This window comes from Sphingomonas sp. Leaf33, assembly GCF_001421785.1.
Taxonomy (GTDB): Bacteria; Pseudomonadota; Alphaproteobacteria; order Sphingomonadales; family Sphingomonadaceae; genus Sphingomonas.
This window is the reverse complement of sequence record NZ_LMLB01000001.1, coordinates 2172281-2186772: the sequence shown is the minus strand read 5'-3', so window position 1 is coordinate 2186772 and position 14492 is coordinate 2172281. Positions and strand designations below refer to the sequence as shown.

The following is a 14492-nucleotide window of genomic DNA, read 5'->3' as shown; positions in this document are numbered from 1 at the left end:
GCGCGACCACACTTCGAGCGGCATGGCACGGGTCGAAATCTACACGAAGGCGTTCTGCCCCTATTGCAGTCGCGCGATGCGATTGCTCGACGGCAAGGGCGTCACTCCCGAGGAATACGACATCACGCTGGGCGGGCCGAAGCGCGCCGAGATGATCGAGCGCGCCAGCGGCCGCACGACCGTGCCGCAGGTGTTCATCGACGGACGCCACATCGGCGGGTCGGACGATCTGGCGGCGCTCGACCGGGCGGGGAAGCTCGACCCGCTGCTGGAGGCATGAGGGCCGCCCTTCTTCAGATGACGAGCGGGATCGACCCGCGAGAGAATGCCGCGACGCTGACCGACGCTATCGTCCGGTCGGCCGGCGAGGGCGCGGCGATGCTGTTCACGCCGGAAATGTCGAACATCCTGGATCGCGATCGCGCGCGAGCGGCCCGGTCGATCGTGCCGGAGGATGACGACCGCGTGCTCGCTGCCGTTCGCGAGGCGGCGGCGAAGGCGGGCCTGTGGGTCCATCTCGGCTCGCTGGCGGTGCGCGGGCGTGACGGGCGATATGCCAACCGCGGCTTCGTCATCGACGACACCGGGGCGATCCGCGCGCGCTACGACAAGCTGCACCTGTTCGATGTCGACCTGCCGACCGGCGAAAGCTGGCGCGAATCGGCCGCCTATGCGCCCGGGACCCGTGCGGTGGTGGTCGATACGCCGCTCGGGCGACTGGGCCTGTCGATCTGCTACGACCTGCGCTTCCCCGACCTGTTCCGCGCGCTGAGCGACGCGGGCGCGACGATCTTCGCCATTCCCGCCGCCTTCACCGTGCCGACCGGCACGGCGCACTGGCACGTCCTGATGCGCGCCCGCGCGATCGAGGCGGGCGCCCATGTCGTCGCGGCGGCGCAGGCGGGGACGCATGCCGACGGGCGCGTCACCTACGGCCACTCGCTCGCGGTCGATCCATGGGGCGAGGTGCTGTGCGATCTGGGGCCGGAGCCTGCGCTGGGCTTTGCCGAGATCGACCCGGCCCGCGTCGCCGACGTCCGCGCCCGCATCCCGGTGCTCGCCCATCGCCGCGCAATCCCGCCGGTCGAGGTGGCGTCGTGATCCTCTTCGACCTGAAATGCGGCGGCGGCCATGTGTTCGAGGCGTGGTTCAAGTCGAGCAGCGCCTATGACGAGCAACGCGCGGGCGGCCTCATCGCGTGCCCGGTATGCGGCGACAGCGATGTCGGCAAGGCGCTGATGGCCCCCAACGTCGCGCCCAAGGGCAACCGCGCCAGCCCGCCCGCGCCCGCCGCGATGAAGGCCGCGCTTGCCGCGATCGCCAGCGCTCAGGCCGAGGCGATCAAGCAATCGACCTGGGTCGGCACCGCCTTTGCCGACACCGCGCGCGCGATGCACAGCGGCGAGAAGACGGTGACCGCGATCCACGGCCAGGCGACCCGCGAGGAAGCGAAGGCGCTGGTGGAGGAGGGCGTGCCGGTGGCGCCGCTGCTGGTCCCGGTCGTGCCGCCTGAGGCATTGAACTAGGTCGTCGATCCGTAAAAGCGGCCTGTCCGCGATTGCTCGGTTGCGGGCATTGGCACGTCTCACCGGCGTAACGTGGCTGGATCGATCATGCTCGATATGAGTGGGCGTGGCTAAGGTCACACTAAGGTCACGCTATGCCGATCGCACATCCCTTTGGTGCAGCCCGCCGGTGAAGTGGCCTGAGAGCGGCAAAGAATGAAAAGCCAGCGATGGGAAAGAGCTTGTCGTCGGACTCGTATCGGATGTTTTCCAACATTGCTTGCACAAACGACTGAACGAGTGTCTGCCATCGCACATTAACAGACATCCGGGACGGTCGCTCCGCTTTCTGATTGCGGACGTTCGACGGCGGGATTAGCTGGTGCTTATGCGAACCGCTCTAGACGCACCGATTGAGGCTCTCGACGATACCGAAAGAGCATTTGTGGCTAAGGTCAGAGAACACGGGTGGGTCGACACGGCGGTCTTTGGCGATGACGAAGGGCCGGGCTTTTCATTCACCACCGGCTTGTGGGTGAACACGGGTCAGCCCGAGTTGATCATGTTTGGCATGAAGCGCGAGATAACCCATGATGTATTCTGGGACCTTTTCCGTGAAGCCAAGGCAGGAGCGCCGTTGCCGATAGGCGAGCCGACCAACAGAGCGTTTGAAAACCTTTTCGCTTACGCCTTTCCCGTGGCGAAGCGGTTCTACCCGGATCACATCGGCTGGAGCCGGTGGTTCTATGGTAGCGATGAGTTTCCATGTCTTCAGATTGTTTGGCCGGATCGAAGCGGCATCTTTCCATGGGAGCCGGGGTTCGACACCTCCTTCGTCAATGATCAGATCGATCTGACTGAACATGGGTGGAAGTCAGCCGTCACGGGGTAAGTCTGCTTTCCTTCCAAACCATCCCCATAGCTGTCATTCCACTTTCCTCCCAGAAGACGACGGTCAGCCCCCGCCCATCACCGGCCATTCAAAGCTTGTGGCTAAGCGGTCGTGCAATAGGCGCAGGCGATCGAGCTGCCTCCAAGCGCGGTGAGGCTTGGTGCGTTGGCGGGCGTGAGAGCTCCGGATGTTGAGGCTCGGCCCTTGCCGGAGCACGATAGGGTGTGCTGCGTGTGGCGCCGCGGGCGGAGCCCGCGTCGTCGGACGGCGCTTTTGGCGCCGCCGGCCGCACCGCCGCGGTATCCGCGCGGCTTCGCCGCGTTGGGCGGCGGTGGTGGTGCCCCCGGCGGGATTCGAACCCACGGCCTGCGGTTTAGGAAACCGTCGCTCTATCCTGCTGAGCTACGGAGGCACACGCGCACCTGTTAGGCAGCGGGGGCGCAAATGAAAAGGGGCGCCGACACCTGTGTGCCGACGCCCCTTTTCGTAATCGGGTCGAGCCGATCAGCCGTTGGCCGGCATCTCGATCGCGCTTGGCTGCTGCGGGGCGCGGCCCGAGGCCATCTGCTTGGCGAACACGTCGCGCATCAGGCTGAGCGAGAACAGGTGCGCGTAGACGAGCGGGAGCATGCCCGACTGCGCCATCTTGCGCAGCTGGTCGCCGCGCAGTTCGCTGAGCTTCTTTTCGTCAACCATCTGGAAACCCCGATAGACGAACGGCTGTGCGGCACCTTCCGGCTGGATCGAGACTTCACCGTCGATCAGCAGGTCGTATTCCTTCAGTTCCTTGACGAACTGCGCGGTCTTCTGGCCGGCCTGCTCGAACTGTTCGTTGAACGCCAGGATCGCCTTGGTCAGCTCGGTCGGCTGGCCGCCCTCGAACAGCTTCTCGCCGTCCTCGAACGCGCCGATCGTCTCCGACGACGGGTCGAAGCACAGGCTCAGCTCGTTGGCGTCGGGCGTCAGGCGGGCGAGCATGTAGGGATAGCGGCGGATGTAGGCCGGGACATAGACGTCGTCGTCGGTCAGCTTGCCTTCGGCGTCGACGAACACGTTCACGCCCTCGTTCAGGCCCATCAGCGCCAGCGGCACGGGATCGTCACCGATCGCGAACACGACCGGCATCCGGCGGGCGACCAGCGGGAATTCCTCGACCGTCACCGGCACGGCGTGCTGGTTGGCGAGGAACGGGGCGGCCTGCGCGGGCTTGATGCGCCAGTCGGCGTGCGTTTCGCTCGAAAGCGGCACCAGGTCGTTGTAGAACAGCGGCAGCGAAGCGTCGGGCGCAGAGGCCATCGGTAGTCTCCGAAAGACGGTAAGGGAACAAAATCGACAGTCAGGCGTGCGCCGGACGATGGTCGCGGTGTGTAGGCGACGGGCGCGCGCCGTGCAACATAGGACAGGGCGGTCACGGCACTGATTTTGCGCCGGTTTGCCGCATAAAAAAGCCGGCCGCAGGCGCCATGCCCGCGGCCGGTCTTTTCTGTCGGCAATCCGCCGCCTGCGTGCGGGCGATCAGCCCTTCACGTGGCCGCTGATGTGCTTGTTCATCTCGAACATCGTGACCTTGTCCTTGCCGAAGACCTTCTTCAGCTTGTCGTCGGCCAGGATTTCGCGCTTGTTCTCCGGGTTCTGGAGATTGTTCTTCTTGATGTGTTCCCACATCTTGCTGACGATCTCGCTGCGCGGCAGCGGGCCCTTGCCGACGACGGCGGCGAGTTCTTCCGAGGGGGTCACCGGCTTGGAGATGCCGCCACGGGCCGCGCCCGGCTTCTTCGCTTCTGCCACTTGTCTTCTCCTGTCGTTGCAGTCCCCGTCACCGGGGCTGGCTGGTTATTCCTTGGTGAGCGCCGACGGCTTGTGCGCCGCCTTGCCCCCATTGTCGCTCTTGACGATGTATTGCGGGTCGTCCGGCGTGGCGCTGACCTTGTGGCCCTTGATCGAGGTGCTCGACGTCACCTTCTTCTCGACAGTGCCGTGCGCCGTTCCGCCGGGCGAGTTCCACTTGACCTCGTCGCCCTTCTTCAACTGCTTTGTCACCAGAACGTCTCCTCATCGGGAATCGATACAGGAGACAATCTCGCGACGCGCTGATGGTTGCATGGCCGAAAGGACCGCCCCTGTCGAGAGGGGCGGCCCCGGGGGCCCCGGCGCCTAGAATCCGAACCGGGCGGTCACGCCGTAGAAGCGCGGCTGGCTGGGATAGCCGGCGTAGGTCCCGGTCTGCTCGGGCACGGCGAAGCCCGTCACGTTGTAATACTGGTTCGTCAGGTTCTCGACCCAGAATTCCAGCCGCTTGGTGCGGTCCTGGCTCTGGATGCCGATGCGCGCGTTGATGATCGGATAGCCGGGGTTGTAGACCGGCGTGCGCCCGGTGATCGGGTTGGGCGCGGCCGACGGGATGTTCACTTCCGAATTGTAGCGCATGTCGGCGTGGATCAGGCCGCGCCAGTCGTCGCTCAGGCGCGGCGTCCACGTCGTCGCGACGGTCACGACATTGGCGGGCTGGTTGTTGATCCGCTGCCCCTCCGACCCGGCGAACGGCGAATTGGCGAAGTTGTTCGATGCGTCGTAGCGCGCGTCGAGATAGGTGTAGCCCAGGCGGACGTTGAAGTCGCGGATCGGCTGGATGACCGCTTCGGCCTCGATCCCCTTGCTGGTCGTGCGGGGGATGTTGAACACGACGAAGCTGTTGCCGCTGAACAGCAGGTTCTGGAGGTTCTGGAACTTCTGGTAGAAGCCCGCCAGGTTCAGCGTGAAGGCGCGCGACGGGTTGAGCTTCACGCCGACTTCATACGCATCGACCGTTTCCGCGCCGAAACGCAGGTCGCTCGCCTGCGGACCGTTGCCGCCCAGGACGACCGAGTCGAAGCTCGCCTGGTCCATGTTGTACCCGCCCGACTTGTAGCCGCGATCGTAGCTGAGGTAGCCGAGCGCGCGCTCGTTCAGCTTGTAGGCGAGCTTGGCGGTGCCGGTCAGCTTGTTCTCGGTCCGCTTGTCGGCATAGCTGCCGTTGAATTCGGTCGAGACCGCCGGATTGCACGACAAAAGGAACAGGTTGTTGAACAGCGTCTGGTTGGCGGCGCGGATCGCGGTGCGATAGGTCACTGCGCGCGGATCGGTGCTGGAGAAGAAGCCGCACGCCGCGGTGTCGTTGCGGATCGTCGAGGTGAAGTCCTTCGTTTCGCGATTGTAGCGCAGGCCCAGCGTCAGCGACAGCTGGTCGGTCAGCCGGACGATGTTGTGGGTGAAGGCGGCAAAGGCGTTGGTCTTCGTGCGGTAGTTGTTGCTGTTGCCCTGACCCGGTGCATTGCCGGTCAGCGGGGTATTCAGATAGGCGGCTAGCGCCGGGCTGGCCGCCGCGGCCGCGCGCAGCTGTGCGCTCTGGGCCAGCAGGACCTGGCTGAACAGCGGCACGCCGCCCGCCTGGCCGGCCGCGGGAAACGATCCGTAGAATTGCGCACCGGTCGGCAGCGCCGCGCTGGCGGTCGCGCCGCGCAGCAGGAAGTCGACATAGCGGTTGGCGTCGTTGCCCAGCCGCACCGTGTCGAACAGGCGGTTGTCCTCGTTCAGGTAGAAGCCGCCGACCAGGAAATCGAGCTTTCCGTCGAGCAGCGAGCCCTGGAGGCGGATTTCCTGCGTGAAGTCCTTGATCCCGACCGTGTAGTTGTCGCGGTAGGCCCGGTCGATGCCGCTGAAATCGATGTCCTGGTCGCGCAGCACGCTCCAGTCGCGATACGCGGTGATCGAGGTGAGTTTCAGGTCGCCGATGTCGGCGTTCAGCTCGCCCGAGACGCCCCAGTCGCGGACCTTCTCGGCATAGTTGCGGTTGGGCGAGATCGCCATCGTGCGGTCCTGCGGCGGGCCGTCGTAGATGCCGTCGCGGCCCGACAGGGCAGCGATGGCGTCGATCGCCGCGGCCGTCTGTCCGCGCACGACGGTGACCGCGCCGCAGCACTGCTCGTCAGTGCGGTAATAGTCGCCGATCAGGCGGAAGCTGAACGTCGAGGTGTCGTACAGCGCCTGGCCCCGGACGTACCAGCGGTCGAGATCGTTGATCGCCGGGCCGCCGTTCGAATCCTTGATATACCCGTCGCGCTGGCGCCAGCCGCCGTCGACGCGCAGCGCCAGTTTCTCGCTGACCGGGCCGGTCACGCCGCCCTTGACCGAATAGGCGTCGTAGTTGCCGTAGGTGCCCTCGACATAGCCGCCGAAGTCGAACTTGGGCTGCGCGGTGAAGATGCTGAGCGCGCCGGCCGAGGTGTTGCGGCCGAACAGCGTGCCCTGTGGCCCGCGCAGGATCTCGACGCGGTCAACCTCGGGCAGTTCGGCGACGGCGATGCCGGCGCGGCTGCGGAACACGCCGTCGATGAAGATGCCGACCGCCGGTTCGAACCCGGGATTGTCGCCCGACGTGCCGATGCCGCGGATCGAGATGTTGGTGTTGTTGGCGTTCGACTGGCCGGTGACGGTCTGGAGCGACGGCGCCAGCTGCTCCAGCCCGCGCACGTCGGTGACGTTGGCGTTCTGCAACAGGTCGCCGGCGACCGCGGTGATGGCGATCGGCACGTCCTGCACCGTTTCGTCGCGGCGGGTTGCGGTGACGACGATGTCGTTGGCCGACTGGTAATCCTGTTCGCTGGCGGGCGCGCCGCCTGTGGTGCCGCCGGTGGGCGCGGTCTGCGCGAACGCAGGCGTCGCGGCGATCATCGCCAGCACCGACGCGGTGAACAGACTGGTCTTCATGGCAGGCATCCCCTCTTCGAAACCGACCGCCCTTGGCGTGCCGGCTGAAACTCTTGTCGGGCAAGCGTACCGAATACGCTTTCACCGCGTCAACAAAACAGGACTTGGAATCCGCGGATTTGCGCCGATGTTGCCCGAAGGAAACGATCTACCGTAAGCGCCGGGCCGAAAACGCGCCTGACGCACGCGGCAGGCGGATCGCACGCGCGAAGGAACAGAATGACCGATCACCTTGCAGCCGATGCCCCCGATGGCGATCTCGTCGCGCCGACGCCGAAGATTCCGGTGCCCGACGAGGTGGCCGACGCCATCGCCACGTTGATTCGCTGGGCCGGTGACGATCCCTCGCGCGAAGGGCTGCTCGACACGCCGAAGCGCGTCGCGCGGGCCTGGCGGGAATATTGCCAGGGCTATGCCGAGGACCCGAAGGTCCATCTGTCGCGGGTGTTCGAGGAAGTCGGCGGCTACGACGACATCGTGCTGCTGAAGGACATTCCGTTCCAGTCGCACTGCGAACACCACATGGCGCCGATCATCGGCCATGCCCACATCGCGTACCTGCCGCAGGACCGCGTCGTCGGCATTTCCAAGCTGGCGCGCGTGCTCCATGGCTATGCCCGGCGGTTGCAGGTGCAGGAGCGGCTGACCGCGGAAGTCGCCGACTGCATCTGGGACGGTCTGAAGCCGCGCGGCGTCGCGGTCGTGATCGAAGCGACCCACGCCTGCATGACAGCGCGCGGCGTCCGCACGCCGGGCGTCGGCATGGTCACCAGCCGGATGATGGGCGTGTTCCGCGACGACGAGCGCAGCCGCAAGGAAGTGCTGGCGCTAATGGGGATGCGGTGACGGTATCCGGCACGCCTTGTGTAGAACCGAAAAAGGACTAAATTCAGTCCGGCCAGGAGGGCGTGATGCGATATTCGACACAGATCAAGCCGATCAGCTACGTCAAGGCGAACGCGGCAGAAGTGCTCGAACGGCTGGCCGAAACCGGCGACCCGCTGATCATCACGCAGAACGGCGAGGCGAAAGCGGTGCTGCAGGATGTGCGGAGCTACGAACAGACGCAGGAAACGCTGGCGTTGCTTACGATGATCGCACTGGCGGAGGAGGATATCGCCGCGGGACGCGTCGTTCCCGCCGACGAGGTTTATGCGCGTGTCCGCGCACGTCGCACCGATGATCGATGAATCGGCGATATCGGATTTTCTTCACGCCGGCCGCCCGCCGGGATCTTGAGGCGCTCGACGACTATCTGGTCGTCACGGAATCTGTCGAGGTCGCCGAACGCATTCTGAGCGAGATCGCCCGACGGATCGCGGCGCTCGAAGAATTTCCGGAGCGCGGCTCGATCCCGGACGACCTGCGCACCATCGGCCGCCAATCGACCCGTCAGATCGTCGCCGGGCGCAACCGCATCCTCTACCGCGTGATCGACGACACCGTGATCGTAACGTTGATCGCCGACGGCCGCCGGGACATGCAGACGCTTCTCCGACAGCGCCTGCTCACCCCGCCCGGTTCGCTGCGCTGAGGACTGCGCGGACGCTGGCGGTGGCGACGTCGGCGTCGATGCCCACGCCCCACACCGTCCCGCCGTCCGCCGTCCGGCATTCGACATAGGCCGCGGCCTGCGCATCGGCGCCGTGGCCGATCGCGTGTTCCGAATAATCGACCACGTCGAGCACCGGGCCGGTCGTGTCGGCGAGCGCGGCGACGACGCCGGAGATCAGGCCGTTGCCGCGACCGGAGATCGAGCGTTCCTCGCCGTCCACCGCGACGCGGCCGACGAAGATGCGATCGCCCACGGCACCGCTTTCCTCGTAATCGACCAGCGCGAAGCGGTCGGCGGCCTGCGCCAGATAGGTCCGTTCGAACCGCGACCAGATGTCGGCAGCGCCCAGTTCGCGGCTGGTTTCGTCCGCCATCGCCTGGACATGGCGGCTGAAATCGGCCTGGAGGCGCTTGGGCAGTTTCAGTCCCTTGTCCTGTTCCAGCACCCAGGCGACGCCGCCCTTGCCCGACTGCGAATTGACGCGGATGACCGCTTCGTAGTCGCGGCCGACATCCTTCGGGTCGATCGGCAGATACGGGACTTCCCAATAGTCGTCGTTGCGTGCGTCGTGCGCGGCGAAGCCCTTCTTGATCGCGTCCTGGTGGCTGCCCGAAAACGCAGTGAAGACCAGGTCCCCGCCATAGGGGTGACGCGGGTGGACGGGCAGCTGCGTGCAATATTCGACCGTCTTGATGACGCGGTCGATGTCCGAGAAATCCAGGCCCGGATCAATGCCTTGCGTGTACATGTTGAGCGCGACCGTCACCAGGCAGACGTTGCCGGTCCGCTCGCCGTTCCCGAACAGGCAGCCCTCGACGCGGTCGGCGCCGGCCATCAGCCCGAGTTCGGTCGCGGCGACGCCGGTGCCGCGGTCGTTGTGGGTGTGGAGCGAGATCACTACGCTGTCGCGGTTGCGGATATTGCGGCCGAACCATTCGACCTGATCGGCATAGACGTTGGGCGTCGCGCATTCGACGGTGGCCGGCAGGTTGAAGATGATCGGCCGTTCCGGTGTCGGCTGGATTACGTCCATCACCGCCTCGCACACGTCCAGGCTGACCTCCAGCTCGGCGGTCGAGAAGGTTTCGGGCGAATATTCGAAGCGCCAGTCTGTGGCAGGGTATTTCGCCGCCTGGTCGCGCATGACCTTTGCGCCTTCGATCGCGACGTCGCGCACCTGTGCGGGCGTCATGCCGAACACGATACGGCGCCACGCCGGGCTGACCGCGTTGTAGAGGTGGACGATCGCGGTCTTCGCACCCTTAAGGCTCGCGAAGCTCGCCTCGATCAGGTCGCGGCGCGACTGGGTCAGCACCTGCACCGTCACGTCGTCGGGGATGCGACCGTTGCGGACAAGGCCCGAAATAAAGTCGAACTCGGTCGCGCCGGCGCTCGGGAAGCCGACTTCGATCTCCTTCAGCCCCACCGCGACGAGCAGATCGAACAACCGGCCCTTCTTCTCGGCATCCATCGGGTCGATCAGTGCCTGATTCCCGTCGCGCATGTCGGTCGACAGCCAGCGCGGGGCACGGGTGATCGTCCGCGATGGCCACTGGCGGTCGGGCAGGGCGATCGTCGGGAAGGGGCGGTATTTTGTGGCGGGATTGCGCAACATGGGGACGGCTCTCGAAGGCTGGCGTTTCGTCGTTCGGGTCGGTCGTGGCCCTTAGGCGGATCGCCGCGCGGCATTCGCGCGCAGCCGTCGTCGCGCCTAAGGGCGCGTAAGTCGAAGCAGCGAGAGGCGAACCGTCGTCGTCATTGCGGTCCCCGCCTATCGCGCATCGGGCCATGAAGTCCAGCGTAACAAATGCAACCAGTTTGCCACTATAAAAATTGGGTCCTGCTGATGTCGATCAAGCGCCTGTTTTCAGGGATTTAAGATTTTGCGTCCACAAGCCGTCGCACGGGCGGGGGCCCTTAACGGATCGACTGCCATATGCGCCAGATACTCTACATCAGCACTGCGGCCGGCAAGGTCGCCGGCGACCACGCCGACGACATCCTGGCCACGTCGCGCCGCAACAACGGCGCCGACAAGGTGACCGGGCTGTTGTATTTCGACGGCAAGCGCTTCCTGCAAGCACTTGAGGGCGACGAGATCGCGGTTTCGCGGGCGCTGGCGCGAATCGAAAAGGACGCGCGTCACCGCGCGATCGTCATCCTGTCCGACCGGACGGTGGAGGCGCGCGAATTCGGCGACTGGTCGATGGCGTATCGTGTGGCGGGCCAGGAAACCGACCAGTTCATCGCGCGCGTGTCCGACCTGGTCGCAGGCGCATCGCCCAACGTCCGGGCGACCTTCACCAGCTTTGCCGAGGCGCGCCGCGCCGCCTGAGCGGGCGCGCCCCGGGCGTCGCCGTTACTTCTCGAACGCCGCCGTGATGTCCAGGCGCACGGCATCCGACACCATCGGGATGGCGAACGCGACGCCGAAATCGCTACGCTTGATCGTGGTCGTCGCGTGGAAGCCGACGGTTTCCTTGCCGCCCATCTGCGCCGGCATCTTGCCCGCGCCGGAGAAGTTGGCATCGAGCGTCACCGGCTTCGTAACGCCGTTCAGCGTCAGGTTGCCGGTGATCTTCGCGCGCTGACCGGTCGCAACGACGCTGGTCGACACGAACCGCGCGTCCGCCGGGCTGGCGCCGAAGAAGTCGGGCTTGCCGCCGTCCTTGGGCGCGCGCAGCAGGTGCGCGGTAAGGCCGGCGCTGGCAGTCGTCACCTTCGACACCGGGATAGTCACATCGACCTTCGCCGCATTCGGCCGCTTCGGATCGAGCGTCAGCGTGCCCGTCACGCTGCCGAAGATCCCGAAATAGTCGTTGAAGCCCAGATGATCGACCCGCCAGCCGACCAGCGTGTGGTTGGGATCGACGGTGTAGGTCCCGCCGGTGACGGCGGCCGGATTCTTGGACCCCGGTGCCTGCATCGCCTGCTGGGCGACGATGGGCGTGGCGATCGCGGCGGTGGCGGCGATCAGGATAAGCGGCAGGCGCATGGAAACTCTCTCCCTGTTGGACGGGCGCGAGAGTGAGCGCGCAGGGGCAGGTCCGTCAAACGCCGATTGCGAAACGCACCGTTCCGAAACAGCGAAGCGGCCTATCGTTCAGTCCACGATGCCGCGGGTCAGGTCGAAGCGGATGCGGACCCAGGCGCCCATCTGCGGCTTGCCGTCGATAGACGGGGGGACGACCATGAACTGCCACGCCGCCCGCCGCAGCCCGCGCGCGATGCCCGAACCCGGTGTCTCGCCCAGCTCGCGGCAGTTTTCGACACGGTAGCGGTCGGTCGTCTGGCACGCGATCATGCCCCAGCCCTCGGTCGCGCTGGCGGGCATGAACGGCGCCATTTCCGCGCGCGTCGGTTCGCGATACCAGTCCGCGGCGTAGATCGTACGGCCGCCCGGTGTATCGGTGGGGCCATAGACCGGGCGACCGCCGCCGGCGCTGGCCGACGCCTGGCCTTCGGCGGCGGGCGCGGCCTTGGATTTCACGCGCCCGATGTCGGACGCGGCGAAATCGTCGCGGCTCATGACGATCATACCGGGGTCGCGCGGTACGGGGACCGGGACGGGTGGGGGCGGCGGCGCGCGCTCCGCGGGCGGAGGTGGCACAACCTCGCGCTCGGGCTGCTGCTCGGTCGGACGGGGTGCGGAGCGCGTCTGGCTCTTTTGCGGGGTCGGCGAGCTGACATCGAACGTCGACAGCGCATCGCCGCGGTCGCCCATGTCGACGAACTGGATCGCGGTCGCCCACAGCAGCGCCAGCACGATCCCGCCGATGATCGCCAGCGACAGGCCCGATGCGGCGAGGCGTTCGCTGAGCGGCGGACGGGCGTCGTAGGCGGAGATACGGTACGACGCGGCCATTGCCGAGCGCGGTTAGCGTACCGGGCGGGGGACGGCAATTGGTCCCTTGGACTCACCAAAATATCCCGTTCGTGCCGAGCTTGTCGAAGCACCGGACGTCATGCCGCGAGCGATCCGCGGGCTAATAGGAGTACGGCCCTTCGGCCAAGGTCCCATCGAAGTACTACTTCGATGGGTGCCCGACAGGCTCAGGGTGAACGGGGAAAGAGCTTAGTTCCTCTCCTTGTCCACGAGCTGGTTGGCAGAAATCCACGGCATCATCGCGCGCAACTCACTGCCCACCTTCTCGATCGGATGCGCTTGCGCTTGCTTGCGCGCGGCCTTCAGCTCGGGCTGACCGGCGCGGTTGTCGAGCACGAAGTTCTTCACGAAGCGGCCCGACTGGATGTCGGCCAGCACGCGCTTCATTTCCTTCTTGGTCTCGTCGGTGATGATCCGCGGGCCGGTCGTGATGTCGCCATATTCGGCGGTGTTGCTGATCGAATAGCGCATGTTGGCGATGCCGCCTTCGTACAGCAGGTCGACGATCAGCTTGGTTTCGTGGAGGCATTCGAAATAGGCCATTTCGGGGGCGTAGCCCGCCTCGACCAGCGTCTCGAACCCGGCCTGGATCAGGTGGGTGATGCCGCCGCACAGCACGGCCTGCTCGCCGAACAGGTCGGTTTCGCATTCCTCGCGGAAGTTCGTCTCGATGATGCCCGACCGGCCGCCGCCGACGCCGCTGGCATAGGCGAGCGCGATGTCGTGGGCGTTGCCCGACGTGTCCTGATGGATCGCGACCAGGCAGGGCACGCCGCCGCCGCGGACGTACTCGCTGCGCACGGTGTGGCCGGGGCCCTTCGGCGCGATCATGATGACGTCGATGTCGTCGCGCGGCTCGATCAGGCCGAAGTGGACGTTCAGGCCGTGGGCAAACGCGATCGTGCTGCCGGGCTTCAGGTTGGCGTGCAGGTCGTCGGCATAGATCGCCGCCTGATGTTCGTCGGGCGCCAGGATCATCAGGATGTCGGCCCAGGCGGCGGCATCCTTGTTGTTCATGACCTTGAAGCCGGCGCCTTCGGCCTTCTTCGCGGTGGCCGAGCCGTCGCGCAGCGCGATCGCGACCTCCTTCACGCCCGAATCGCGCAGGTTCTGCGCGTGTGCATGGCCCTGCGAGCCATAGCCCAGGATGACGATCTTCTTGTCCGAGATCAGGTTCAGATCGGCGTCGCGATCGTAATAGACACGCATTGGATAACTCCCTTTCTAGTCCTTCGCGTGCTCCCGCGGAGGCGGGAGCCCAGGGCCGCAGGCCGGTACGCTCGTGGCTCTAGGCTCCCGCCTTCGGGGTCCCCACAAAGTATTACTTTGTAAGGTGCCCCTGTGCGGGAGCACGATCTGTTGAAACCTACGCTCCTTCGCGACCGCGCGCGATGGCGACGATGCCGGTGCGGGCGACTTCGACCAAGCCGACTTCGCTCATCAGCTCGACGAACTTGTCGATTTTCTCGCGCCCGCCTGTGACTTCGAACACGAAGCTCGACGTCGTCGCATCAACCACGCGGGCCCGGTACACGTCGGCCAGGCGCAGCGCCTCGATCCGGTGATCGCCCGAGCCCGCGACCTTTACCAGCGCCAGCTCGCGCTCGACGTGCTGCCCCTCGGCGGTCAGGTCGCGGACCTTGTGGACGGGGACCAGGCGGTCGAGCTGCGCCACGATCTGTTCGAGGACGTGGGCGCTGGCCGAGGTCACGATGGTGATGCGGCTGACTGACTTGTCCTCGGTCACTTCGGACACCGTCAGGCTCTCGATATTATAGCCGCGCGCGGTAAACAGCCCCGCGATCCGCGCGAGGATGCCGGGTTCGTTGTCGACGATCACCGCCAAAGTGTGGCGTTCGGTGGCTTCGGATTTGATGTGCACTTCTAAAATTCCTCCCCGGCACGGGG

The 14492-nt window shown here is 65.9% G+C and carries 17 protein-coding genes and 1 tRNA gene; 8 read left to right on the top strand and 10 right to left on the bottom strand.

Going from position 1 to position 14492, the window contains the following annotated elements; translation table 11 throughout:
* Positions 1 to 22: 22 nt before the first annotated feature.
* The 4 genes from grxC (at position 23) to ASE86_RS10665 (ending at position 2397) form a co-directional block, all read left to right on the top strand.
* Entirely contained in the window at positions 23 to 280 is a 258-nt protein-coding gene (grxC, locus tag ASE86_RS10680) for a glutaredoxin 3 (RefSeq protein WP_056425751.1), read from the top strand.
* Entirely contained in the window at positions 277 to 1101 is an 825-nt protein-coding gene (locus ASE86_RS10675; protein ID WP_056425748.1) for a carbon-nitrogen hydrolase family protein, read from the top strand. The genes grxC and ASE86_RS10675 overlap by 4 nt, the downstream gene beginning before the upstream one ends.
* The gene (locus ASE86_RS10670) at positions 1098 to 1526 is read left to right on the top strand and encodes a DUF1178 family protein (RefSeq protein WP_056425744.1); all 429 of its coding nucleotides are present in this window, start codon (positions 1098 to 1100) and stop codon (positions 1524 to 1526) included. The genes ASE86_RS10675 and ASE86_RS10670 overlap by 4 nt, the downstream gene beginning before the upstream one ends.
* A 424-nt stretch (positions 1527 to 1950) precedes the next feature.
* Complete coding sequence (locus ASE86_RS10665; RefSeq protein ID WP_235524042.1) at positions 1951 to 2397, top strand: DUF4262 domain-containing protein; 447 nt, start codon at positions 1951 to 1953, stop codon at positions 2395 to 2397.
* Positions 2398 to 2732: 335 nt separating this feature from the next.
* Here the strand turns inward: ASE86_RS10665 and ASE86_RS10660 are convergent.
* From ASE86_RS10660 to ASE86_RS10640, 5 genes are all read right to left on the bottom strand, one after another.
* Positions 2733 to 2809: transfer RNA gene (locus ASE86_RS10660), tRNA-Arg, on the bottom strand.
* Positions 2810 to 2901: 92 nt separating this feature from the next.
* A complete protein-coding gene (locus tag ASE86_RS10655; RefSeq protein ID WP_056425736.1) occupies positions 2902 to 3693 on the bottom strand; it encodes a SapC family protein in 792 nt (263 codons plus the stop codon).
* 219 nt (positions 3694 to 3912) lie between these two features.
* Complete coding sequence (locus tag ASE86_RS10650; protein WP_056425733.1) at positions 3913 to 4185, bottom strand: SWIB/MDM2 domain-containing protein; 273 nt, start codon at positions 4183 to 4185, stop codon at positions 3913 to 3915.
* A gap of 45 nt (positions 4186 to 4230) precedes the next feature.
* Entirely contained in the window at positions 4231 to 4437 is a 207-nt protein-coding gene (locus ASE86_RS10645; RefSeq protein WP_056425730.1) for a DUF2945 domain-containing protein, read from the bottom strand.
* 114 nt (positions 4438 to 4551) lie between these two features.
* Positions 4552 to 7143 carry a TonB-dependent receptor gene (locus ASE86_RS10640; protein ID WP_056425727.1) on the bottom strand — a complete coding sequence of 864 codons (2592 nt, stop codon included), beginning with the start codon at positions 7141 to 7143 and terminating at the stop codon, positions 4552 to 4554.
* Positions 7144 to 7362: 219 nt separating this feature from the next.
* Between ASE86_RS10640 and folE the strand changes: the two genes are divergently transcribed.
* The 3 genes from folE to ASE86_RS10625 all read left to right on the top strand — a co-directional run bounded on the left by folE (position 7363) and on the right by ASE86_RS10625 (position 8677).
* Positions 7363 to 7989 (top strand): GTP cyclohydrolase I FolE, encoded by a 627-nt coding sequence (gene folE, locus ASE86_RS10635; RefSeq protein ID WP_056425724.1) that lies wholly within the window; start codon positions 7363 to 7365, stop codon positions 7987 to 7989.
* Between the two features lie 65 nt (positions 7990 to 8054).
* Positions 8055 to 8333, top strand: a complete 279-nt coding sequence (locus tag ASE86_RS10630; protein ID WP_056425722.1) for a type II toxin-antitoxin system Phd/YefM family antitoxin — start codon at positions 8055 to 8057, stop codon at positions 8331 to 8333.
* Positions 8330 to 8677, top strand: a complete 348-nt coding sequence (locus ASE86_RS10625; protein ID WP_056425719.1) for a type II toxin-antitoxin system RelE/ParE family toxin — start codon at positions 8330 to 8332, stop codon at positions 8675 to 8677. Before ASE86_RS10630 ends, ASE86_RS10625 begins: the two co-directional genes overlap by 4 nt.
* Here ASE86_RS10625 and leuA read toward each other — a convergent pair.
* Positions 8652 to 10313, bottom strand: coding sequence for a 2-isopropylmalate synthase (gene leuA, locus ASE86_RS10620; RefSeq protein ID WP_056425716.1), 1662 nt, complete (start codon positions 10311 to 10313; stop codon positions 8652 to 8654). The two genes, ASE86_RS10625 and leuA, sit on opposite strands and share 26 nt — an antisense overlap.
* A 321-nt stretch (positions 10314 to 10634) precedes the next feature.
* Here leuA and ASE86_RS10615 point away from each other — a divergent pair, with 321 nt between their 5' ends.
* Positions 10635 to 11033 (top strand): BLUF domain-containing protein, encoded by a 399-nt coding sequence (locus ASE86_RS10615; RefSeq protein WP_056425713.1) that lies wholly within the window; start codon positions 10635 to 10637, stop codon positions 11031 to 11033.
* 24 nt (positions 11034 to 11057) lie between these two features.
* On the opposite strand, the gene ASE86_RS10610 is transcribed toward ASE86_RS10615, so the two are convergent.
* The 4 genes from ASE86_RS10610 to ilvN form a co-directional block, all read right to left on the bottom strand.
* Positions 11058 to 11693 (bottom strand): YceI family protein, encoded by a 636-nt coding sequence (locus tag ASE86_RS10610; protein ID WP_056425710.1) that lies wholly within the window; start codon positions 11691 to 11693, stop codon positions 11058 to 11060.
* Between the two features lie 108 nt (positions 11694 to 11801).
* Positions 11802 to 12563: a hypothetical protein gene (locus ASE86_RS10605; RefSeq protein WP_056425707.1), complete on the bottom strand. Its 762-nt coding sequence runs from the start codon at positions 12561 to 12563 to the stop codon at positions 11802 to 11804.
* A 210-nt stretch (positions 12564 to 12773) separates the two neighbouring features.
* Positions 12774 to 13793, bottom strand: coding sequence for a ketol-acid reductoisomerase (gene ilvC, locus ASE86_RS10600; protein ID WP_056425705.1), 1020 nt, complete (start codon positions 13791 to 13793; stop codon positions 12774 to 12776).
* Positions 13794 to 13950: 157 nt separating this feature from the next.
* A complete protein-coding gene (ilvN, locus tag ASE86_RS10595) occupies positions 13951 to 14466 on the bottom strand; it encodes an acetolactate synthase small subunit (RefSeq protein WP_056425702.1) in 516 nt (171 codons plus the stop codon).
* Positions 14467 to 14492: the final 26 nt, after the last annotated feature.

What these genes read in the sequence shown, in the direction of transcription:
- grxC (WP_056425751.1), top strand. Translation starts at nt 23, where the DNA reads ATGGCACGGGTCGAAATCTACACGAAGGCGTTCTGCCCCTATTGCAGT.
- ASE86_RS10675 (WP_056425748.1), top strand. Translation starts at nt 277, where the DNA reads ATGAGGGCCGCCCTTCTTCAGATGACGAGCGGGATCGACCCGCGAGAG.
- ASE86_RS10655 (WP_056425736.1), bottom strand. Translation starts at nt 3,693, where the DNA reads ATGGCCTCTGCGCCCGACGCTTCGCTGCCGCTGTTCTACAACGACCTG.
- ASE86_RS10640 (WP_056425727.1), bottom strand. Translation starts at nt 7,143, where the DNA reads ATGAAGACCAGTCTGTTCACCGCGTCGGTGCTGGCGATGATCGCCGCG.
- folE (WP_056425724.1), top strand. Translation starts at nt 7,363, where the DNA reads ATGACCGATCACCTTGCAGCCGATGCCCCCGATGGCGATCTCGTCGCG.
- ASE86_RS10630 (WP_056425722.1), top strand. Translation starts at nt 8,055, where the DNA reads ATGCGATATTCGACACAGATCAAGCCGATCAGCTACGTCAAGGCGAAC.
- ASE86_RS10625 (WP_056425719.1), top strand. Translation starts at nt 8,330, where the DNA reads ATGAATCGGCGATATCGGATTTTCTTCACGCCGGCCGCCCGCCGGGAT.
- leuA (WP_056425716.1), bottom strand. Translation starts at nt 10,313, where the DNA reads ATGTTGCGCAATCCCGCCACAAAATACCGCCCCTTCCCGACGATCGCC.
- ASE86_RS10615 (WP_056425713.1), top strand. Translation starts at nt 10,635, where the DNA reads ATGCGCCAGATACTCTACATCAGCACTGCGGCCGGCAAGGTCGCCGGC.
- ASE86_RS10610 (WP_056425710.1), bottom strand. Translation starts at nt 11,693, where the DNA reads ATGCGCCTGCCGCTTATCCTGATCGCCGCCACCGCCGCGATCGCCACG.
- ASE86_RS10605 (WP_056425707.1), bottom strand. Translation starts at nt 12,563, where the DNA reads ATGGCCGCGTCGTACCGTATCTCCGCCTACGACGCCCGTCCGCCGCTC.
- ilvC (WP_056425705.1), bottom strand. Translation starts at nt 13,793, where the DNA reads ATGCGTGTCTATTACGATCGCGACGCCGATCTGAACCTGATCTCGGAC.